This window comes from Parajatrophihabitans canadensis (genome assembly GCF_053764775.1).
In genome coordinates this window covers 1,452,712-1,473,100 of record NZ_CM132445.1, presented here as the reverse complement: position 1 = coordinate 1,473,100, position 20,389 = coordinate 1,452,712, and the positions used below count along the sequence as shown (strand labels likewise).

The following is a 20,389-nucleotide window of genomic DNA, read 5'->3' as shown; positions in this document are numbered from 1 at the left end:
CTGATCATGCTGAGTTGAGCGTCCACCGAGCGACCTTGCTCTCCAGCCTGCCAACCAGGCGAATTGCGGGATAGGTAAAGACCACGTAGACGCCGATGAGAACCGTGGCTATTGCGCCTACCCGACCGGTGCGGCTGATTTGCAGTGTTCCCTCGTACAGGATTTCCGGTGCACCAAGCGCGGAAGCCAAGGTTGCAAGCTTCAGCAAGCCGATGAACGAGTTGATCAACGCGGGCAAAGCCACGACCGCAGCCTGCGGAAAGACGATGATCCGGAAGGTCGTGAGCCGGCCGAAGCCGATGCTCGTGCCCGCTTCTTCTTGCATGCCGGCCACCGTGATGATCCCAGAACGGAAGTATTCGGCGATGAAACCTGCCTCGGTCATTCCCAGCCCGACGATGGCCGCCAGCTTCGACGGCAGGTTGATGTTGACCTCGGGCAGGCCGAAATAGATCAGATACAGAAACACCAACTGCGGCAGCGCGCGAGACACTGCGACGTACACAGTGACGATAGCCGCGACGAGCGGACCGCCCAGATGGCGCAGCACCGCGAGCAACACACCGAGCACCACGGCGAACAGCCACGATCCCACCGTGAGCTCGAGAGTGACGATGCCGGCCTTGAGCAAGGCTGCGAGATCCATGTCAGTTCTCCTCACCGCGTTGCGCCAGCAGCGACGGTTGCATTGCCGGCCCGCCAGCCACGACCGCCGAACGCAGCGGCACTCTCGGTCGCCGCCAGCTCACCCGATCCCCAGTGAACCGTTGCAGCAGCCAAGCCAGGCCCATAACCGGTAAGGACACCCCTAGGTACACGACCGCCAGCAGGATGTAGACCTTCAGCGGCTCGAACGTTTCCGACACCAGCGTGGTCGCAGCCAGGGTCACCTCGGGCAGGGCGACGATCGATGCCAGCGACGTGTCCTTCAGCGTGAACACGAAACTGTTGACACTGACCGGGATCAGGGCCGGAACGCTGACCGGGATCACCACCCGAATGATGATCTGCGTCCAGCTCAAACCAAGGCTGCGGGCCGCCTCCCACTGCCCAGCCGGCATCGCCCGGAAGATTCCTCGATACACCTCGGCCGTATACCCCGACTCGATCAGTACCAGGATGAAGAAGACCATCCAGAAGGTGGAGATGTTCCACCGGACCAGCTCTGCTCCCAAACCGTAGTTGACGGAAACCAGCGCGGGGAGCAGCGGAATGCTGCGCATGATGTCGATGTAGAAGCGCGCCAGTCGTGCTACCGCCTTCACCTCTGAGAACGTGGCCGCGGCAACCACCAGCGACCAGACGATCCCGACAGCCGTGACGATCGCAGTGAGCTCGAGGGTAATCTTCAGCGCGCCGAGCAGGGTGGTGAACCACGACCACTGCATCAGTGATCTCCCGACGGAGCAGCCTGTTCTGGCGTGAGGTGGTAGGCAGTGAGGCTGCCGATCAGCGAACGCGCCGCGTCCGTCTTCGGCGCCCGGACCAACTCTGCCGGGGTGGCTTCTTCAACGATCTGGCCCTCGTCCACAACGATGACCCGACTAGCCACCTTGACCGCGAAACCCAGCTCGTGGGTCACGAGAATCATCGTCATGCCGTCCTGCGCAAGCTGGACGAGCAGATCGAGAACGCCGCTCACCATCTCGGGGTCAAGCGCCGATGTCGGCTCGTCGAGCAGCAGCAATTCGGGTTGCATCGCAAGGGCTCGCGCGATTGCGACACGCTGTTTCTGCCCACCTGACAACCTGCCGGGCTTAACCTTCTCGAACTCGGAAAGTCCAACCCTGGCCAGTAGCTCACGGGCTCTGGCCTGCGCCACCTTACGGTCCACGCCAAGCGCGTGACGCGGTCCAGCCGCCACATTCTGCAACGCCGTCATGTGCGGAAAGAGCTCGAAGTGCTGAAACACCATCCCGATGCGACGCCGGTGCTTGCAGAATTCCCGTCGCGCGCGGTAGCCACCGAATAAACCTCGGCGCTGCGGCCAATGGGCGACCGGTCGACCGCCGAAGGCGAGCTCGCCTTCGGTCGGTTCGACCAGCACGTTCAAGCAACGCAACAAGGTGCTCTTGCCCGATCCGCTTCGCCCAATCACACAGACGATCTCGCCACGTTTGACCTCGAGTGTGGCACCCTGCAGCACCTGAATCGAACCGTACGTCTTGCCGATACCAGTCGCACTGATTACGGGGGCTTGCACTGCCGACGTTGTCACGACGACCTCCTCGGACTAATCATCAGTAGCGGTGACGGTATTGCCATCGAGCACACCTGACCTCGCCGGAAAGGTTCAGCAGCCCTGCGCAGGCAGCTTCAGCTCAGGAGCAAGGTTTGGCAGCGTAGCACTGCCGGTTCCGACCGCCTTGGCGACTTCCTGTGCGGTCATCGTCTTCAGCTGCCCGGAATCTGCGTACTTCTGCACGTAATCGTCGTAGGCCTGTGCCAACGACTTGTTGTCACATGCCACGGTGTTGTACGACACGTTCGTGATGGTGTTGGCGGGCAGGCCGTAGTCACCGGCGACCAGTGGATGCACGGCGAATCCGGTCTTGCCCTGCAAAGGCGGGATGACCGCAGCGGCCGTACCGTTGACCAGCCCGTCGGTCTGATGGTTCAAGAACGCAGTTGCAGCCGACGGGTCGTCCGGGTACAGCTTGACCTTGATTCCGGACGCTTTCTGCAGATATGGCGCCCAGACCTCGCCCGCAACCGCGGCGACCGTGTGGCCCTTCATCGAGTCCGGGCCACTCCAATCGAAGCTGCTCTGCGTGAACATCACGACGGTGTCACCCAAGAAGGGCAAGGTGTAGTACATCTTCTTGGATCGGTCAGCAGTGTAGAAGAGGTAGGTGGCCATGTCGGCCTTCTTCTGCTCCACCGCGAGAATCGAGGAGGCGAACGTGGTCTTGTACGGGGTGACCTTCAGTCCCTGGGATTGTGCGAAGCCATTGATCAGCGTGCCGTCCACGCCGCCCAGCGAACCGTCAGGCTCAATGGTCAGATAGGGCGGGTTGCTTCCGTACACCGCGACGGTGAGCGTTCCGTTGCTGGTCAGGGAGAAATTCGCCTTGCTTGCGCTCGCCGAACCACCGGATGCGGACGCAGAACTGCCTCCCGATGCCTTGTCACCAGAGCTACTGCAACCAGCCAGGACCAATGCCAGGCTGGTCACCGCGCCGATGAGTATGCCTAAGCGCGCACTTCTTGCTTTGCGACTGCGCATGTGCGGTGCCCCCTTCTGGAGCGTGGGTTGTGTTGATTGAGTTGTGCCCGTCGGTCACGGTCGTTGTGAACCGAGGTTGTCCTTGACGGCTGCAGCTGATCGCCGCATCCGCTGGTGCATTCCTGACATCGCCGGCGGCAGTTTGAGGATGGCCTTGGGTAACTTGGCGACGACGGTGTAGGTCGTGTCGACGGCATTGGCGACTGGAGTTAGGGCTGTCTGCGAAACAAGCTGATAGGCGTCCATGATCGAGAGACCAGTCAGTTCCGCGGTCCAATTGACGAGTTCGGTGTGCGCGATCCGCAAGGCGTCCTCGAGTGGTCGTGCGGACCCAGTCGTCATCAGGTACTGGTCATCTTCGAGCCGTGGCCATCCAATGGTCTGCCCGCGGACGACGTCGACGATCAGGACGGTGTCCATCGCGCATTCGACGGCTACTCCGCAGGCCTCGCCTTCGCCCTGGCGCGCGTGGCCATCACCGAAGCTGAACAGTGCCCCCTCGACGTTGACCGGCAGATAGCAGGTCGTACCCGCTCGCATCTCGGGCGTGTCCATGTTGCCGCCCCAGTCCCCCGGGGCCAAGCTCGATCGCACCTCACCGAGCGCGGGAGCAACGCCCACCGTTCCATGCATCGGGTCGAGAGGAAGGTCTGCTGTGTACGGCGAGTCGAGGGCCGAATAGCGGACCAACCGTTCCGCCCGGTCGATCTCGTAATACCAGGTCAGCTCGGGTAGTGCGCTCTGCAAGCCGGCCGTAAGGTGTGTGGTCGTCAGCGCGCCGAAGAACGGCACGGTTGCGCTCACGCCCCAACTGTTGCGCGGCTCGATGGTGACGAAGTGGATGGCCAGGGCGTCCCCCGGCTTGGCTCCGTCGATGAAGAACGGTCCGGTTTGCGGGTTGAGCATTCTCGGGTCGCAGTTTTCGCTGACCCGATCCGCGCTGGACTGGATCCGGCCGACGAAGCAGTCCCAGGTCCACGTCGATAAGACCGACCCCGCCGCGAGCGACGCCACCGGCTCAGCGCCACCGAACACATAGCTGAGCGAAGACGGCGGAGCCTCCGGGTCGTGCAGGTATGGCGTAATCACTTGCGCGGGCTGGCTCATTCGGGGGCTCCTCCTTCTGCGTCATCGAGTAGCGACTCTGTCGTTTCAGTCATCCATGGCGCGAAGCGCCGGAAAGACCTCCTTGCTGTACAGGTCGAGGAATCGCTTCTGGTCGGGGCCAGGCGCGTGAAAGACGAGATGCCGGAAGCCCATCGCTACGTAGCGGCTGATGGCCTCGACATGGTCGTCGGGATTGGCTGACACAATCCACCGGCTCGCGGCCCGCTCAACGGGCAACGCATCGGCCAGCCGCTCCATCTCAACCGGGTCCTCGACGTCGACCTTCTCCTCTTGGGACAACGCCAGCGCCCCCCAGTAGCGGGTATCGTCGCGCGCGCGGTCAACGTCGGTATCGAAAGACACCTTCATTTCGATCATCAGATCGAGATCGTCACGTGACCGGCCGACCTTCGCAGCGCCCTCGGCGAGCGCCGGAAGCAGCGTCTCGGTGTAGAGAGCAGCGGGCTTGCCGCTAGTACAGATGAATCCGTCCGCCACCCGACCGGTGAGCCTGGTCGCGGCTGGTCCCGACGCTGCGATGTAGATCGGAACACGCTGCTCGGGCCGGTCATAGATTGTTGCCCGCTCAGTTGAGTAATACGTCCCGTCGTAGGTGACTCGCTCGTCGGTCCACAGCAGCGAGATCAATTCGACCGCTTCCTTCAGCCGGGCGAATCGCTCCTTGGGTTCGGGCCAGACAAGACCGAGCGGCACCTCGTTCATCGACTCCCCCGAGCCCACGCCCAAGACAATTCGTCCGGGGGCGAGACAGCCGAGCGTGGCGAACGCTTGCGCCACGATGGCCGGGTGATAACGAAAGGACGGCGTGAGGACGCTGGTGCCGAGGATGACACGCTCAGTCCTTGCGGCGGCAGCGCCCAACCAGGGCAGCGCGGCGGGCGCGTGCCCGCCATTGTGACGCCACGGCTGGAGGTGGTCACTGATGAACACCGAGTCGAAATCGCAGCGTTCAGCCTGGACAGCGAAATCCAGCAGGTCGGTTGGCGAGAACTGTTCGGCCGATGCCTTGTATCCGAGTTTGAGTGCCATCTGAGGGTCAGTCCTCCACTTGGTGGAACGTCGCACTCAGCGCACCAACCGCAACATTGGTCCCCAAGACCGCCGCCAGTTCGCTGAATCCCTCGCGGATACGCCCGACCACGACGCAGTATTCGCGGCCAGCGGCTGAACGACTCTCGGCGGTCCCGAAGCTGAGCATCACCTCGCCTGGCCACTGCCGGATGGCGACCATTCCCGGGTAGAGCGAACACCCCAGGATCTCAGATGGCTCCAGCCAATCACCCGCAATCGGGAGGACGACCTCCATTGCCGTTCCGGACCATACACTCGGCACGAGTTGCACCGGGTCTGACGGCAAGGCAGCGATGAAACGTTCTACCGAGCGCGGCGATTTATCCGACCACAGGTCTATCCGCGCGCTAACGTCGCCAACTCTGATCTCGATGGCCATCGGCTAGCTCTCCTTCGACATGCTGTAGGCGACCTCGCCCGTATAGGGCATTGCCGCCAGCACCTGCAGATACTCGGCGAGACCGGTGTCGACGGTGGCGAGGTGAACGGCGACCGCGCCGATCCGGTGCTCGTCACGAGCCTGCGACTCGCCGTAGGCGAGTGCGATCTCGCCCCAAGCAGGTCGCATCGCGATTACGCCAGCTGAATACATGGAGATGGGGCGATGACGGATTGGCTCGGTGTTGACGAGTTTCTCGTCCTTGAGATAGCCGCACTCACCGCTCCAGTGCACCTGACGGCAGGTGCCCGCTATGGGCAGCGCATTCCAGAACTGGTCAGCAAACTCATGAGCGTCGTCGTGAAGCAGCGCAGACGCCTCGACATCGCCTACTCGAACGGTGAATCTCCGCGTCACGTCCTGGTCATCCTTTCGGGGAAAGTTGGAATGGCGTCTGACCGGTCGTCGCACAACTGGAAAGGGCGGCGAAGAGTTCGTCGACGTTGCCGACGATCTCGCCGATCGGCGTGACGGCCTTCGGGCCCTCAGGCCACCGGTGCTCCGATTGCCCATAGGAGATCAACAGTTCGGGATTCGGCGCGAACGGGTCTGTGAGACGTAGCGCCAGCGTGCCGGGGTAGAGCGTGATGGCCGGATACTCATGCTCTGCCACCTCGGCGAACGGATCCGTCGGCAGCGTGATGAAGCATGCCGAGCCACTCCACTTACAGTGCGTCAGGTCGCCCGCGACCGGCAGGCCGCGAGTGAGCACCGCGATCGCGTTCGGCGAGAACTCGGTCCAGAGCCGAACGGGGCCGCTGGCCTGACCGATGGTCAGTTGCAGATCCATCAAAATCCTTTCATAGCTGGGCACAGGCGGATCGGATTCGTCATGCGCCGTCGACCAATTGCGGGACAACTTCGGACATGAACATCTCCATTTGCCTCATCGCAGCGGCGCCATCCGGGGCGTAAAAGATCGCACAGACCTCGGTGACGCCGGCCTCGACGTATCGGCGCAGCACGCCGCCGACGTGGTCAGGGTCGCCAACCACGCTCATATCAACGACATTCGAGGCTGTCGCGTCTGATTGTGCGGGGCGATCGGCGGGCAGCGATTCGGCCAGATTCTTCGCGGCTTCGTCGGCTGATGACGCAATCGAGATGTAGAACTGCCGGGTGATTGCAGGATCCGTCACCGAGGATCCAGCCTGGGTCAACAGCTCTCGCAGCTGATCGCGCTTGGCGCTCACGGCTTCTGCCGACATCACGGTGTCGATCCACCCATTGCCGTACTTGGCGATACGCTCAAGTACCGCATCGGCACTTCCGGCCAGGTAGATTGGCAACGGACTCTGCAGCGGCTTGGGAAACTGCTCGACGGCCTCGAACTTCACGTACTCACCATCGAAGCTCGCCGTACGTTCTTCGCTCCACAGCAGACGCAACGCGGCGAGGTACTCGTCGAGCATCCGGCCGCGATTCGGGCTGGCCAGGTCGCCGCGCAGCCGGCGGAACTCCTCCGCGCTGCCGCCCAGTCCGACTCCGAGGGTCACCCGACCATTCGACAAATGATCGAGGGTGGCGAATTGCCGAGCCAACAGCAACGGCTCGTGCAGCGGCAGCACGACCGTGCTCGGTACGAAGCGAACGGCTGCGGTGCGCGCGGCCAGGAACGCAATCGTCGCAATCGGGTCGTAGTACGACGGGGGCGCATCGAACGCTCGCGTCACGCTGACATCGGTCGACAGAAACTCGTTGAGCCAGAGCGAGTGATAGTCGAGTTCCTCCGCAGCCTGAGCGACGTCGGCGAGCCAGGTCGTGTCGACCGCGCCGACGGGATGCAGGCGCCCCTCACGACAGTTCGGCAGCCCGGTACTCACCTGCAACGCCATCACCATCTCCTCGTCCTTACTGCCGTGCGATGCCCATAACAACCACCACGCAAGAGGGAACGCCGTTACGCGCCGTCAGCTGGACGGCGCCACGGTTCTCACGCCCGAGGGCGATCGTTGTTCGCGGAACATGTTGAGTTTGATTTTAAGGAGTATTTATTAACGCTTCTGGATTTGTCAACGGTCTCATGTAACAGCCGTATTGCAAGGTCTCAAGCAGATCGGTAACAGGGATGTCCGAAGACCGTTGCCCATCAGTTCGTGGCCGTTACCTTGTTCAGGTTTGCCGGGCTGTCGGGGTCGATACCCCGACGCCGGCAGAGCATCAGGGCAAGCTGTTGGCCGCGCACGGTTGCCTCGATCGCTCGGCACAAGTCGGCCGCGGCAGAACTCGTGACCACGTCCCGATCTTCGCGCCCTTGGCTAAGTTCACCGAGTTCACCCAGCACGGCAAACGGCTGTCGGAGTTGAGTGAGGCGCCGTTGCAGCTCCCGAAGGTCTCCGTCCTGCCCACCGGCCAGCAATACCGGCACCGTCCCGCTCGCAGCCGTCGCGATCGGGCCGTGCTGGTAGTCGGCCGCCGAGTAGCCATGGGCCAGACTGCCTGTGGTTTCTTGAAGCTTCAGGGCGGTCTCCAGCGCGGCCGGGAACGTCGGACCTCGTCCGATCACCGCCATCCGCGTCACGTCGGCAAGGCGGTCCGCGGCGGCGGAGACCGATCCGCTATCTCGCAGGATCGTCGCGATCACGGCCGGTAATGCTGCCGTTTCGGAACGAACCGAGCCCGCATCGATCCGCGCCGCGGTGCCCCGTTCGGCTGTTACATCGGTTGGGACATCGGTTGGGACATCGGTTATGAGATCGGTTATGACATCGGCCAAGAGCACCAGCGTCAGCATTTGAGCCGTGACCGTCTTCGTCGCCGGGATTGCACGTTCTTGACCGACGCGCAGATCGAAGATCCCGTCCACCGCGTCGGCCAGCGGCGCGGCCGGGTCATTGGTCACACCCAGTGCAGGTACGCCATCGGCTCGGAAGCGCTGGCTCACCGTAGCGATTTCGGGCGTACGTCCTGACTGCGAAAGGGCAACCAGGAGGAACCCACGAAAGCGCTCGTAGCTGCCGCCGTACCGCGTGGCAATGCTGGGGGCGACGAGTGTCGTCGGGAGGCCGGTCAGCAACTCCACCGCGTAACGACCCAGTAGCGCCGCATTGTCCGAAGAGCCCCGCGCGAGAAACGCTATTCCCCGTAGCTCATCCGGCGCGATCGTCTCGACAAGACCAGCGAGGTCCGCGCGACGGTCGAGAAGTCCTTGCAGCGCAGCAGGCTGCTCGGCCATCTCGGCTTCCATGAGACCACCGAGCTTGCGACCCACGGGCGCTGTATTCACAACAGTTCCCCATTCAGTTGCAGCTCACTCACCGTCGGATCGGACGCCATCGCTGCCAGTGTGATGGCTCCGTGCAAGGACGCATCGACGGTGAAATGTGCTGCGCACAGCTCGGGCGGATAAGGCACGGCATTAGCCAGATAAGCCGCCAAGACTGGCAGCATCACATCGGCCTGTGCCAGGCCGCCGCCGATCGCGATCCGCTCAGGGTCGAGTAGCACCGCGATATCTACAAGCGCCTTCCCAAGGACCGACAACATCTGATGAATCACCTGCTGGCTCACTGGGTCTTGCTGCGCAAAGGCGAGGCGGGCATCCACCGGCCGACCCAGAATCGAACTGATGCGATCACCGAGCGCCTTGCCGCTCACGAAGTCCTCCATCGGGGCGTCGAGAGTGTCGCCCCGCACGTCAAGGCGATCGGAGAGCTTGAGATAGCCAATCTCGCCGGCCGCGCCGTGCGCGCCTTCTAGTATGCGGCCACCGAAGGCGAATGTCGCCGCCAGTCCGGTGCCGATGTTGACGTAGACGGCCGGGTCGGCGCCCCGCAGAACTCCGCGGTGCAGCTCGGCGATCGCACCTGCCCGAACGTCGTTGAAGAGCGGCACCGACTCCGTGGGCAAGCGCTGCTCAAACGTCTCGGCCAGGGCGATCTGCTCCCAGCCCGGAAGGTTTGGCGAATAGTGCACCCGCCCGTCGGTAACGACGCCAGGTACGACGACCGCGTGGCGCACCACAGTGTGACCGTGGCGAGCCAGTGTCTGATCAATAATGCCCTGGGCGACGGCGATTATCCGATCGATCGTCTCGGCCGGCCCCCGCTCTGCCTGGGTGGCTATTCTGACTCGTTCAAGCACGAGCCCGTCTAAAGTCGCTGACGCAATCTCCACATTTGTGCCGCCGATATCCACTCCTAGAACGGCGACTGGCGGCGTCAAGCGAGATCCGTAGCAGGTGTCGTGCACATATTCAGGAGTATTTATAAATGGGTGTTGGTCTGTCAAGCTCCGAATAGACCCAGCACGCCGTAAGCTCTTTTCAGCTCGCACGACTACTCGACGACAGGACCGCCACACATGTCGCGTAACAACGCTTTGCAGCCTGCTCAGGCGCCGTCGGTACTACGGGACACCAACCGGCGATTGCTGTTGCACACGTTGTTCCAGCACGGCCCAACCACCCGTCCTGATCTTGCCCGGCGAATCGGGTTGTCCCAACCAACCGTGTTTGCAGTGCTGGACGATCTGGCTCGCGCGGGGTTGGTGCGCACCTTCCCGACGCGCGGTTCGCGGGCGGGACGTCCTGCCCTTACCTATGAGGCCAATCCCGCCGCCGGCACGGTCACGTGCGTGGATGTGGGGCGAGACTGGATCCGCGTGCTGGTGACCGACCTGGCGGCGGCCGAGCTGCAGCGGATGGACGTACCAAACACCGCTCGGACGGGGCGCGGCCTGGTCTCACTCATCGCACGGTCGGTTCACCAGACCGTTGAGGCTGCCGGCCTGCGTCCGGACGAGGTCACCCACACGGTGGTCGGCTCACCTGGTGTGTTCAATCCGCACGAGAACCGTCTGACCTACGCGGGCAATCTGCCCGGCTGGGGCAAGCCGGGCATCGTAGAGGCGCTCGCTGAGAGCATCGGCACCGAGATCACCATCGAGAACGACGCCAACCTCGCCGCCGTCGGCGAGTACACCTACGGCGCCGGCAAGGATTCGGATCCGCTCATCTACCTGACGATCGGCAGTGGCGTCGGGCTTGGCATCGTGCTCCAAGGTGAGATCTTCCGTGGCTACACCGGGGCCGCCGGCGAGTTGGGCTATCTACCCATCGGCCAGGTCAACACGCCCGGGGAGATCCGACGGGGCATCCTCGAGGAATCGGTCGCGGCCGATGCGGTGGTCAGCGAGGCTCGGTCCCGCGGGCTGGGTGAAGACTTCCACGCCGCCGATGTCTTCGCGAGCGCGCGGGCGGGCGACAAGGTAGCGCGACAGATTCTGCGGACCGAAGCCCGCAATCTGGCCTACGCGATCGCCAGCATTACCGCCCTGCTGGACCCGCAACTCATCATTCTGGGCGGTGGCATCGGTCAGAACCTCGACATGCTCAGGCGCGATATCGACCGCACTCTGGAGAAGATCACCCCGCTGCGCTGCCGAGTCGAAAGTGGCCGATTCGGCGGCGACGCAGTACTGCGAGGCGCGATGGCCATCGGCGTCGAAAAGGCGCAAGACGTCGTATTTGCCAGGCAATTGGACGATCTCCCCCGAAGCTGAGGGAGATCGTCCGCGCCGGGTCAGAGTCCGGTGAACACCGACTTGGTCTCGAGGAAGTTCTCCAGGCCTTCGGGGCCGAGTTCGCGTCCCCAGCCAGACTGCTTGTATCCGCCCGTCGGCATGGTGACGTCCGACAGACCGTGAACGTTGATTCCTACGCGTCCAGCCTTGATGGCCCGCGCGACGCGGTGGGCCTTGCTGACGTCCTTCGTCCAGATGCTGGCTGCCAAGCCGTAGATGCTGTCGTTGGCCCGGGCGGCGATCTCGTCGATGTCGTCGTAGGACATCGCGGCAACGACCGGACCGAAGATCTCCTCCTGCACCGCACGCATGGTCGGATTCGCGTTGACAAGGACGGTCGGTTCCACAAAGTAGCCTCGGTCGCGCGTCTGGCCGCCGGTCCGCACCGTGGCGCCTTCGGCGACGCCGGACTCGATGTAGCCGAGCACACGCTCGCGCTGCTTCGCCGAGATCAGCGGGCCCATCTGCACATCCGCGTCTGTGGCGTAGCCGACCCGCATGCCCTTGGCGATGTCGGCGATCCCGTCGACCACCTCTTCATAGCGGTCCTGCTGAACGAACAGCCGTGAGCCTGCCGTGCAGACCTGACCGGAGTTGGAGAAGATCGCCGCAGCGGCGCCCGGAATCGCGGCAGACATGTCAGCGTCGTCGAAGATCACCACCGGCGACTTGCCCCCGAGCTCGAGAGTCACCTTCTTGAGATTGCCGGCTGCCGCGTGGATGATCTCACGACCGACCTCCGTCGATCCCGTGAACGCGACCTTGTCGACGCCATCGTGGGCGGTGAGGGCTGCGCCGGTTTCGTGACCGTAGCCGGTGAGAACGTTCACCACACCGGCCGGCACACCAGCCTCCATGCACAGCTGGCCGAGCCAGAGGGCGGTGAGCGGGGTCTCTTCGGCCGGCTTGAGAATGCAGGCGCATCCTGCGGTGAGCGCAGGCGCAACCTTCCAGGCCGCCATCAGCAGCGGGAAGTTCCACGGCACGATCAGCGCCGCGACGCCGACCGGGTCCTTGAGTGTGTACGCGTGGAAGGGGCGTCCGCCCGACACCAACTCCAGGCTGCGACCGCCGATCTTGTCGACCCAGCCGGCGTAGTAGCGGAAAACCCGAGTAACTGTGCTCACGCCGCCGCGAGCGGAGGCCAGCGGCATGCCGTTGTCACGGCTCTCGAGCCGGGCAAGCCCCTCGATGTTCTGTTCGATCAGGTCGGCAATCTTCCAGATGATCTCGGCACGTTGGGGAGCGGGAATCCCCATCCAGCGGTCGGTGTCGAATGCTTCGCGCGCTGCAGCAACAGCCGCGTCGACATCTTCCTTTTGTGCTCGCGGTACCTGGGCAACCAACTCCTCGGTGCCCGGGTCAAGTACATCGATCAGCTGACCGGATTGAGCTTGCACCCACTCGCCGCCAATGAGCATTGGCCAAGTAGTTGCCGTGACGAACGGACCGTCCAGAGCCGGGAGTTGTTGGGTGAGGGTCATGCGCTGCCTCCAGATTGAGCATCGCGCCGAGGCGACCTGGCTAGATGTTTTTATCGCGGCATGGCGAGGAACTCGCGCCGCCACAACGACGCTACACGAGACAGCTTGACCGCAAAAGACTTTTAATAAAGACTCCTTGCTAAGTTCGTCAGCTGTTCCCCGACGAGCCCTGAAGACGCCCCAGTCGGCAGTTGTCTACTCGAAGAAGGACGGTCTGTGGTCAGTTCAGACTCCCTGCCGCACCACACCCAGCCGCATGGGCCTGCACCGCGTTGGGCCGACGTTGAACACGACGTGGTCGTCATCGGTGGCGGCAACGCGGCCATCGTCAGCGCCATAGCGGCGGAAGAACGCGGCCTGCGCGTCCTGGTGCTGGAGCGCGCGCCACGGCGCATGCGTGGCGGCAATACCCGCCACACCCGTAACATCCGATGCGTTCATGCCGCCGATGACTACAACAGCGGCGAATACAGCTACGACGAGCTATGGCGAGACCTGTGCAGCGTCGGTGAGGGACCAAGCAACGAAGAGATAGCTAGTCTGACGGTGCAGGAATCCGAATCGATGCCGTCGTGGATGTATAGCCACGGAGCCCGATGGCAGCAACCGCTGGCCGGCACCCTGCACCTCGGCCGCACCAATCGGTTCTTCCTGGGCGGCGGAAAGGCATTGCTGAACTCCTATTACCGCTACGCCGCTACGCGAGCGGGCATCGAGGTCAGCTACGACACCAAGGTCGAAGACTTGGTGTTCGACGGAGATCGGTGCACCGCGGTCGTCGCTGAGCATGCAGGGCGTCGGGTTGAGATTCGAGCCCGAGCGGTGATCTGTGCCTGCGGCGGCTTCGAGGCCAACCTCGACTGGTTACGTCAGTATTGGGGCGACGCCGTCGACAACTACATCATCCGCGGTACGCCATTCAACGATGGGCATATCCTCGCTCGATTGTTCGACGCGGGTGCCGCGAGGGCCGGCCAAGAACGCGGTTTTCATGCCATTGCGCTCGACGCCCGGGCCCCTCGCTTCGACGGCGGCATCGCGACCCGACTCGATACGGTTCCCTTCGGAGTAACGCTGAACATGCATGGCCAGCGGTTCTATGACGAAGGTGAAGAAATCTGGCCGAAACGGTATGCCATCTGGGGTCAGTTGATCGCCAAGCAACCTGGGCAGATCGCGTATGCGATCTGGGATCAGAAGGTCAACCACCAGTTCCTACCGCCGTTGTATGGCGTCACCACCGGCCACTCGGTCGCTGACGTGGCAGCCCAGCTTGGCCTCGACGGCCCGACGGCCCAGGCCACTGTGGACACCTATAACGCAGCGGTCGTAGCCGGAACATTCAACCCGACGATCCTGGACGACTGTCGAACCGTCGGTCTCAGCCCGGCGAAATCGCACTGGGCGCAACGCGTGGACACCACGCCGTACTACGGCATCGCGATGCGCCCCGGTATCACCTTTACCTACATGGGCGTCGAAGTCGGTACGGACAGTCGGGTACGACGAGAGGACGGCACCGCGTTCGAGAACGTATTTGCCGCTGGCGAGATCATGTCCGGAAATATCCTCAGCACCGGCTATCTGGCGGGCTTCGGGATGACCATCGGCAGTGTGTGGGGTCGCCGCGCCGGCAATGAGGTGGCGACATATGCCGGGCGCTGAAGCCACACCGCCACTCGACCCGGGGGGCCGGACATCGCTGGATCTGCTGGTGTCCGAAGCCACCCGGCAGCTGACGGTGTGCAATGCATGCCGGTATTGCGAGGGCCTGTGTGCGGTGTTCCCTGCGTTGGAACGTCGGCGCGTACTTGAGGGATCGGACATCAGCCAGCTGGCCAATCTCTGCCACGACTGTCGAGCTTGCTTCGACGCCTGTATGTATGACGCGCCGCACGAGTTCGCGATCGATGTTCCGAAGGCCCTGGCGGCGGTCCGCGTTCTGGATTACGACCGCTACGTATGGCCGACCCGGGTACCGCGCCTGCTACGGGGTTGGACCGGCCTCGTCCTCGCGGCCGTCGGCTCGGCGCTGTTACTACTAGCGGTCGCGGTGGCCTACTCGGGCTGGCCGGCGCTGGTCACCGCCCACCCCGCAGCTGCCTCGCCGTACGACCTGGTGCCCTACCCCGCGCTGCTCGCGATCATGCTCGCCGCCGGTGTGTATGCGGTCGCGGTCATGTTCGTGGCTGGCCGCCGTTTCTGGAGCGAGGTGAATACCGGAAAGCCGCCAATTTCTGCCCGAGCGGTGGGCCAGGCGATCTGGTACGCCGCGACCTTGCGTTACCTGCGTGGGGGCGGCGTCGACTGTTACTACCCCGAGGACGACAAGCCTTCCCCGGTCCGACGCTGGTTGCACAGCTTGCTCGCGTACGGCTTCGCTTTGTGCCTCGTCTCGACGATTGCTGCCGGGATCGAGCAGGACATTCTCGGGATCGACCCTCCGTACAGTTGGCTCTCCGTTCCGGTGCTCGCCGGAACCATCGGCGGCTTCGGACTCGTGCTCGGCGGGGGCGGGTTGATCTACCTCAAGTCGAAGTCGTCGACCGTCACGAGCGTTGCCGCCATGACGGTGAAGGACTATGGCTTGCTCGCCGCGCTCACCTTTCTCGGCGCGTCGGGGCTAGCAACCCTATTCACCCGCGAGACGTCCGCCTACGGGATCGTGCTGCTCATCCATCTGGCGGCCGTGATCCAGGCCTTCGCCATGGCGCCGTACAGCAAATTCATCCACGTCATCTTCCGCTTCGAGGCGCTCGTGCGCGACAACGTCGAGCGATCCAGTAACGCGAAATGACGCGGGCACAATACCGAGCCACAACAGCAGCATGCGAAGTAACGACCCGAGATGCGCAGGTCCTGCCATGACAGAAACGACTCAGCGGCCCAGCCTCCCCGCAATCGAAACCGGCACGCTGATCGCGGGCGTCTGGCACCGTGGCGAGACCTTCGCGGTCGATGACCCTTTCACCGGCGAGACGATCGCACAATTTCCCGCGGTGACGCCGGAGCTACTCGATCGTGCCGTCGAGGTTGCCGCGGCCGCCGACTCGATTCCGCCGGCAACCAGGTCGGACATACTGCGTCGGGCAGCAGACCTGCTGGAGGAGCGGCGAGCGGACTTCGTCGTACTGCTCGGTCTCGAGGTGGGCTTCCCCCCGAGCGACAGCCACAAAGAGATCGACCGCTCGCAGGTCACGTTGCGGCTGTGCGCCGAGGAGGCTCTGAGGCTCACCGGTGAGCCGGTGGCGTTCGGCAGCAGCCCCGGACACGAGTCAAGGATCGGAGCGACCCGCCGGTTCCCGCTCGGGGTGGTGTGTGCGATCACGCCCTTCAACTCGCCCTTGAACGTGGTGATCCACAAGATCGGGCCAGCTCTGGCAGGTGGCAACGCGGTCGTACTCAAGCCGTCGCCGCTTGCCCCGATGACACCGGCGTTGCTCGCTCAGACCTTGCTCGATGCGGGCCTTCCACCGGCGTTACTGGCAGTCGTCAATGGAGCTGACGACTCGGCCGGCCGAGCCTTGCTCGCTGACCCGCGTATCGCCTTCTATGCCTTCACCGGCAGCACGGCCGTCGGCCGACTGGTCGCTGCCGGCGCGGGAATCCGCCGCAGTCAACTGGAACTGGGCAGTATCGCGAGCACCATCGTGTGCGAGTCCGCCGATCTGTCCAAGGCACTTCCGAAAATCGCAACAGCCGCGTTTCGCAAGGCTGGCCAGGTCTGCACCTCCACCCAGCGGCTCTACGTCCATCGCTCCCGGTACGAAGAAACCGTCGGCGGCCTGGTCGAACTCGCCAACTCGATCGTGTCAGGTGATCCTTTCGACCCGTCGGTTACGCTCGGACCACTCATCACTACGGCGGCAACTGACCGGGTCATGAAGTCGATCGAGGACGCGATCGGCTCTGGCGGACAACTGCTGGCCGGGGGCCAGCGCGAAGGATCGGTCATACGACCAACGGTGCTTGCCGATGTGACACCGAATCAGTCAGCCCTGTGCGCAGAGATGTTCGGGCCTGTCGTTTCGGCCATCCCGTTCGACGATCTCGAGGACGCCGTCGCCGGCGCGAACGCCACCGACTTCGGGCTGTCCTGCGGAGTCTTCGCAGAAGATCTCGGCTCGGTCAGGGCGGCGATGGACTCGCTGCGATTTGGAGCCGTGCACCTGAACGAAGCGTCGAGTGCCCGGGCCGACGAGATGCCGTTCGGCGGAGTGAAGGCGAGTGGACGAGGCTTCGAGGGGCCGCGTTGGGCAATCCGAGAAATGACCGAGGAACGCCTGCACACCTGGACGCCCTGAACTGTTCGTCAGCTGGTACCAACCTTGGTTCCGCATACTGGGTCAAGGCCTTGAACCGGCACGAACTTGTTGCCGGATAGCTTGACATAGAAGGCACATTGCTTGGCTGGGGAGTAATCGCCGAAATCGGTCGGGGTAGCTAACAGGCCTTCGGCATCGAAGTTGTTGACCTTCCGCAGCGCGGTGATGAAGCTCTGCGGCGTGAGGTTGTCTCCGGCCGCGGTCACGCCGGCAGCAAAGGCCAGCATTGCCTCGTAAGCGGTGGATTCCGCAAAGCCGGGTCCGTCGTTCTCACCCACTGCTTTGAACCGTGCTTGCAGCTTCTGGGTGGCTGGCGTGTTGAGTTCGACCGGTGCAAGCGAGTTGGAGAAGTAGAAGCCCTGTGCTGCCTGAACTGCCGCCGAGGACTTCAGCAGGTCGCCGCCGTAACCCGTTGGCAAGAGAATCGCCTTGGTGGTGGCGCCAACTGTCCGCAGTGCGCCGGCGAGAGCGAATCCCGTGCTGGGCACTGTTGAGAAGAAGATCGAGTCCACGCCCGCGGCTTTCATTCTCAGCGCGATCGGAGCCACGTCCGTGCTTCCGAAGGAGATCTGGGCGACGTATCCGGCCTTCAGGCCCTGGTGTGCGCAGGACTGCGGGAATGCCGCCGCCGACTTGGCCGCGCTTGGCGATTCTTGGTATCCGACAGCCCCGCATACGGTGCCCCCGATAACCTTGACTGCGTTGCCGCCGGTGGTGAAGACGTCAGCATTGTTGTTGACCCCGCTGGCGGTGAACATGTTGGTGTTCTTAGGATCAGTCCACTCCGGGCCGTCAAAGCCTGTGCCCACTACGGGGACACCCTCCTTCAGCAGATACGGCTCGGCACCGAAGAAGAAGGCCGACGCGCTTATGACCGCGAAGACTTTGTCATTCTGAACTAACTTTTGCGCGGCAGTCAGCGCGCCGGCTGGGGTGGATTGCGAATCGGCCAGGACGTACTCGATCTTGTGGCCGTTCACGCCGCCTTCGGAATTTACAGCATTAACGTACGCCTTCAGACCGACCTCGGTCGTCGTCGATCCGGAGGCCGCAGAACCGCTCGCATCATTGATAACGCCGACCTTGAGAGTGGCGGCCGATCCCGCGGTACTGCTACCGCTGGATGACGATGCACCGGACGGTCCGCTCGGACTCGCGCTCTTCGAGGAGCTGCAAGCCGTCAAGGCCACCACACCTATGGTTACGCCGACAGCAATCTTGTGGAGCTTCACGGGAGTACCTCACTATCTAGTGACGGACATGGAGTACGGGCGAACTGCGCGGTAAGCGATGGTGGCGGTCAGCGCCAAGGCGTGAGCACGGAAGTCTCCAATCCGGTCAGGATTTGGTCACCGCCGCATCGCCTAGCAAGGACGAGAGTTCGAGGTAGGCGAGGCGATTTGGCTTGGTCGAGCGGGTTGGCGCGCCGGTAGTCGGTGCACAGGTTTGCGCAACGTAACGACGGCGCCTGCAGTACGTCAATGGATGTTTCCACTTTGTGACATAGCAGGTTCGGCAGAACGAGCAGTGGTTCAGTCCCAGAAATTGAGTCTGAGACAGAGCGGGTGACTGCTCGCGTACCAGTTGACTGAGTCTTGCCTCACTCTGCCGAGTGTGCTCTCATTGAAGCGTCACGGTTTTACACAGGGGCATACCCGCGCTCCCTTGTGCTCGAAGTCGCGCGGGTAAGCACGGTTGGGCATCGTGGAAAAATGAGCATCCTCCGTGCGCTCAAGACGGACTGTAAAACTTCTGCATTCGACTGAATCTTGCCTCAGTTGCGTCAGCGTGATGTGATTGCGACGGAGTACTCGCCAACCGCTGATGATTCGTTACCAACGCTGCAAGATCGGCGCAAAGGAGATCCGAATGTCCAGCAGTACCGGCCTTGACCCCCTGTTCGATCCCGTTGTCGTCCAAGACCCATACGACTATTACCGGGAACTCCGGGAGAATGACCCCGTTCATGAGATCGAGGGAACGGGTACGTATCTTGTGACCCGCGCCGACCTGATCTATGACATCGTGGCTCGACCAGCTGTGTTTTCCAGCGACACTGGCGTCTTCCTACATAAGGGAGAGTGGGCTCATCCCGGTCTGCGAGCGCCAGTCTCTGGCGATGCACCGGAAGGCAAGGGCGTACTGGCAACTGCAGACCCGCCCGACCACGGTCGCCAGCGGAAGATCGTCAGCCGCAAGCTGTCAACGAGCAACATGCAGGCGATGGAGCCTGAGTTTCGCGCGTTGGTCGAGGAGGCGATGGCCAGTGCATCGCCCGATGAGCCGTTCGAGTGGATGGGCCGAGTCGCGGAACCATTGCCGATGGTCATGGTCGCGCGCATCCTAGGGCTGCCCGACGAGGTCGCGCCTGCTTTGAAGAGTGCTGGGTACAACTCTGTCGAGCGCATCAGCGGCTTCGTATCCGAAGAGCGCATCATGCAATTCGATCGCGAGATGCCTCTCAACATGGCCGAGGTCGTCAACGCCTACGCGACGGCGAGACAGGACCCCCGCGCTTACTCGGGCTCGATGATCGGGATGACAGCTCAAGCCGTAGCCGAGGGCAACCTGGACGATCAGGAGGCCTTCGGTATCTTCGGGATCCTCATTGCCGCCGGCGGTGAATCGACGACCAGCCTGACTGGCACCGGCGTCCGGATACTTGCCGAGAAGCCCGAGCTACAAGCGCAGCTTCGAGAACACCCCGAACTCATTCCGGCCTTCGTCGAAGAGGCCTGCCGGGTGGACGCCCCGTTCCGGGGCCACTACCGGGTGCTGACAGAGGATGCCAACCTCGCAGGTCGCTCGCTGCCTGCCGGATCGAGACTCGTGTTGATGTGGCCAGCGGCGAACAGAGACGAAAGTATCTATGAGGAGCCGGATGAAGTCCGACTCGACCGAACGAATCGATATCACGTGGGATTCGGCTGGGGCATTCATCTCTGCGTCGGTGCCCCACTTGCGCGGGTCGAGGCGAGAGTCGCGATCGAGACCCTGCTCGCGAAAACCCGGTCATTTCACATTGCCCCGGCAGGGATTCCGCTTCAGTACCACCTGAGTCTCATGGTCCGTCGCCTGGTGACACTACCGCTGTTGCTTGATCTGAAGACCTGAGGTCCTGGCGGGTCGAGGTGATCGACCCGTTTCGCAGGGTCCGCATCCCATGGGGCTCGACGCACTTCGGGCCGCACAA

19 protein-coding genes are annotated in these 20,389 nt (G+C 63.1%); 5 read left to right on the top strand and 14 right to left on the bottom strand.

Going from position 1 to position 20,389, the window contains the following annotated elements:
* Window positions 1–4: 4 nt before the first annotated feature.
* From ACSMXN_RS07110 to ACSMXN_RS07055, 12 genes are all read right to left on the bottom strand, one after another.
* A complete protein-coding gene (locus ACSMXN_RS07110) occupies window positions 5–646 on the bottom strand; it encodes an ABC transporter permease subunit (RefSeq protein ID WP_022914061.1) in 642 nt (213 codons plus the stop codon).
* Window position 647: 1 nt separating this feature from the next.
* Window positions 648–1,388: an amino acid ABC transporter permease gene (locus tag ACSMXN_RS07105; protein ID WP_022914062.1), complete on the bottom strand. Its 741-nt coding sequence runs from the start codon at window positions 1,386–1,388 to the stop codon at window positions 648–650.
* The gene (locus ACSMXN_RS07100) at window positions 1,388–2,218 is read right to left on the bottom strand and encodes an ATP-binding cassette domain-containing protein (RefSeq protein ID WP_022914063.1); all 831 of its coding nucleotides are present in this window, start codon (window positions 2,216–2,218) and stop codon (window positions 1,388–1,390) included. The genes ACSMXN_RS07105 and ACSMXN_RS07100 overlap by 1 nt, the downstream gene beginning before the upstream one ends.
* Before the next feature lie 75 nt (window positions 2,219–2,293).
* On the bottom strand, window positions 2,294–3,175 hold the full coding sequence (locus tag ACSMXN_RS07095; protein ID WP_022914064.1) for a transporter substrate-binding domain-containing protein: 882 nt from the start codon (window positions 3,173–3,175) through the stop codon (window positions 2,294–2,296).
* A gap of 105 nt (window positions 3,176–3,280) precedes the next feature.
* The gene (locus ACSMXN_RS07090; protein ID WP_022914065.1) at window positions 3,281–4,333 is read right to left on the bottom strand and encodes an acetamidase/formamidase family protein; all 1,053 of its coding nucleotides are present in this window, start codon (window positions 4,331–4,333) and stop codon (window positions 3,281–3,283) included.
* A 45-nt stretch (window positions 4,334–4,378) separates the two neighbouring features.
* Entirely contained in the window at window positions 4,379–5,383 is a 1,005-nt protein-coding gene (gene fgd, locus ACSMXN_RS07085; RefSeq protein ID WP_022914066.1) for a glucose-6-phosphate dehydrogenase (coenzyme-F420), read from the bottom strand.
* A gap of 7 nt (window positions 5,384–5,390) precedes the next feature.
* Window positions 5,391–5,804, bottom strand: a complete 414-nt coding sequence (locus tag ACSMXN_RS07080; RefSeq protein WP_022914067.1) for a hypothetical protein — start codon at window positions 5,802–5,804, stop codon at window positions 5,391–5,393.
* Between the two features lie 3 nt (window positions 5,805–5,807).
* Window positions 5,808–6,221 carry a hypothetical protein gene (locus tag ACSMXN_RS07075; protein WP_022914068.1) on the bottom strand — a complete coding sequence of 138 codons (414 nt, stop codon included), beginning with the start codon at window positions 6,219–6,221 and terminating at the stop codon, window positions 5,808–5,810.
* 7 nt (window positions 6,222–6,228) lie between these two features.
* The gene (locus tag ACSMXN_RS07070) at window positions 6,229–6,654 is read right to left on the bottom strand and encodes a DUF3830 family protein (protein WP_022914069.1); all 426 of its coding nucleotides are present in this window, start codon (window positions 6,652–6,654) and stop codon (window positions 6,229–6,231) included.
* 40 nt (window positions 6,655–6,694) lie between these two features.
* Window positions 6,695–7,699, bottom strand: a complete 1,005-nt coding sequence (locus tag ACSMXN_RS07065; RefSeq protein ID WP_196811335.1) for a TIGR03619 family F420-dependent LLM class oxidoreductase — start codon at window positions 7,697–7,699, stop codon at window positions 6,695–6,697.
* A 254-nt stretch (window positions 7,700–7,953) separates the two neighbouring features.
* Complete coding sequence (locus ACSMXN_RS07060; RefSeq protein WP_155958433.1) at window positions 7,954–9,090, bottom strand: SIS domain-containing protein; 1,137 nt, start codon at window positions 9,088–9,090, stop codon at window positions 7,954–7,956.
* Window positions 9,087–10,028 (bottom strand): ROK family protein, encoded by a 942-nt coding sequence (locus tag ACSMXN_RS07055; protein ID WP_027139619.1) that lies wholly within the window; start codon window positions 10,026–10,028, stop codon window positions 9,087–9,089. The genes ACSMXN_RS07060 and ACSMXN_RS07055 overlap by 4 nt, the downstream gene beginning before the upstream one ends.
* Before the next feature lie 138 nt (window positions 10,029–10,166).
* On the opposite strand from ACSMXN_RS07055, the gene ACSMXN_RS07050 reads away from it, so the two are divergent.
* Window positions 10,167–11,366 carry an ROK family transcriptional regulator gene (locus ACSMXN_RS07050; RefSeq protein WP_022914073.1) on the top strand — a complete coding sequence of 400 codons (1,200 nt, stop codon included), beginning with the start codon at window positions 10,167–10,169 and terminating at the stop codon, window positions 11,364–11,366.
* Between the two features lie 20 nt (window positions 11,367–11,386).
* On the opposite strand, the gene ACSMXN_RS07045 is transcribed toward ACSMXN_RS07050, so the two are convergent.
* Window positions 11,387–12,871, bottom strand: a complete 1,485-nt coding sequence (locus ACSMXN_RS07045) for an aldehyde dehydrogenase family protein (RefSeq protein ID WP_022914074.1) — start codon at window positions 12,869–12,871, stop codon at window positions 11,387–11,389.
* Between the two features lie 234 nt (window positions 12,872–13,105).
* On the opposite strand from ACSMXN_RS07045, the gene tcuA reads away from it, so the two are divergent.
* The 3 genes from tcuA to ACSMXN_RS07030 all read left to right on the top strand — a co-directional run bounded on the left by tcuA (window position 13,106) and on the right by ACSMXN_RS07030 (window position 17,175).
* Window positions 13,106–14,536: an FAD-dependent tricarballylate dehydrogenase TcuA gene (gene tcuA, locus ACSMXN_RS07040; protein ID WP_051148944.1), complete on the top strand. Its 1,431-nt coding sequence runs from the start codon at window positions 13,106–13,108 to the stop codon at window positions 14,534–14,536.
* Window positions 14,523–15,668, top strand: coding sequence for a tricarballylate utilization 4Fe-4S protein TcuB (gene tcuB, locus ACSMXN_RS07035; RefSeq protein ID WP_022914076.1), 1,146 nt, complete (start codon window positions 14,523–14,525; stop codon window positions 15,666–15,668). Before tcuA ends, tcuB begins: the two co-directional genes overlap by 14 nt.
* Before the next feature lie 67 nt (window positions 15,669–15,735).
* Window positions 15,736–17,175 carry an aldehyde dehydrogenase family protein gene (locus ACSMXN_RS07030; RefSeq protein ID WP_022914077.1) on the top strand — a complete coding sequence of 480 codons (1,440 nt, stop codon included), beginning with the start codon at window positions 15,736–15,738 and terminating at the stop codon, window positions 17,173–17,175.
* 8 nt (window positions 17,176–17,183) lie between these two features.
* On the opposite strand, the gene ACSMXN_RS07025 is transcribed toward ACSMXN_RS07030, so the two are convergent.
* Window positions 17,184–18,428, bottom strand: coding sequence for an ABC transporter substrate-binding protein (locus ACSMXN_RS07025; RefSeq protein ID WP_022914078.1), 1,245 nt, complete (start codon window positions 18,426–18,428; stop codon window positions 17,184–17,186).
* Window positions 18,429–19,065: 637 nt separating this feature from the next.
* Between ACSMXN_RS07025 and ACSMXN_RS07020 the strand changes: the two genes are divergently transcribed.
* Window positions 19,066–20,310 (top strand): cytochrome P450, encoded by a 1,245-nt coding sequence (locus ACSMXN_RS07020; protein WP_035944137.1) that lies wholly within the window; start codon window positions 19,066–19,068, stop codon window positions 20,308–20,310.
* The last annotated feature ends 79 nt before the right edge of the window (window positions 20,311–20,389 follow it).

What these genes read in the sequence shown, in the direction of transcription:
- ACSMXN_RS07110 (WP_022914061.1), bottom strand. Translation starts at nt 646, where the DNA reads ATGGATCTCGCAGCCTTGCTCAAGGCCGGCATCGTCACTCTCGAGCTC.
- ACSMXN_RS07105 (WP_022914062.1), bottom strand. Translation starts at nt 1,388, where the DNA reads ATGCAGTGGTCGTGGTTCACCACCCTGCTCGGCGCGCTGAAGATTACC.
- ACSMXN_RS07090 (WP_022914065.1), bottom strand. Translation starts at nt 4,333, where the DNA reads ATGAGCCAGCCCGCGCAAGTGATTACGCCATACCTGCACGACCCGGAG.
- fgd (WP_022914066.1), bottom strand. Translation starts at nt 5,383, where the DNA reads ATGGCACTCAAACTCGGATACAAGGCATCGGCCGAACAGTTCTCGCCA.
- ACSMXN_RS07080 (WP_022914067.1), bottom strand. Translation starts at nt 5,804, where the DNA reads ATGGCCATCGAGATCAGAGTTGGCGACGTTAGCGCGCGGATAGACCTG.
- ACSMXN_RS07070 (WP_022914069.1), bottom strand. Translation starts at nt 6,654, where the DNA reads ATGGATCTGCAACTGACCATCGGTCAGGCCAGCGGCCCCGTTCGGCTC.
- ACSMXN_RS07065 (WP_196811335.1), bottom strand. Translation starts at nt 7,699, where the DNA reads ATGGCGTTGCAGGTGAGTACCGGGCTGCCGAACTGTCGTGAGGGGCGC.
- ACSMXN_RS07050 (WP_022914073.1), top strand. Translation starts at nt 10,167, where the DNA reads ATGTCGCGTAACAACGCTTTGCAGCCTGCTCAGGCGCCGTCGGTACTA.
- ACSMXN_RS07045 (WP_022914074.1), bottom strand. Translation starts at nt 12,871, where the DNA reads ATGACCCTCACCCAACAACTCCCGGCTCTGGACGGTCCGTTCGTCACG.
- tcuB (WP_022914076.1), top strand. Translation starts at nt 14,523, where the DNA reads ATGCCGGGCGCTGAAGCCACACCGCCACTCGACCCGGGGGGCCGGACA.
- ACSMXN_RS07030 (WP_022914077.1), top strand. Translation starts at nt 15,736, where the DNA reads ATGACAGAAACGACTCAGCGGCCCAGCCTCCCCGCAATCGAAACCGGC.
- ACSMXN_RS07020 (WP_035944137.1), top strand. Translation starts at nt 19,066, where the DNA reads ATGTCCAGCAGTACCGGCCTTGACCCCCTGTTCGATCCCGTTGTCGTC.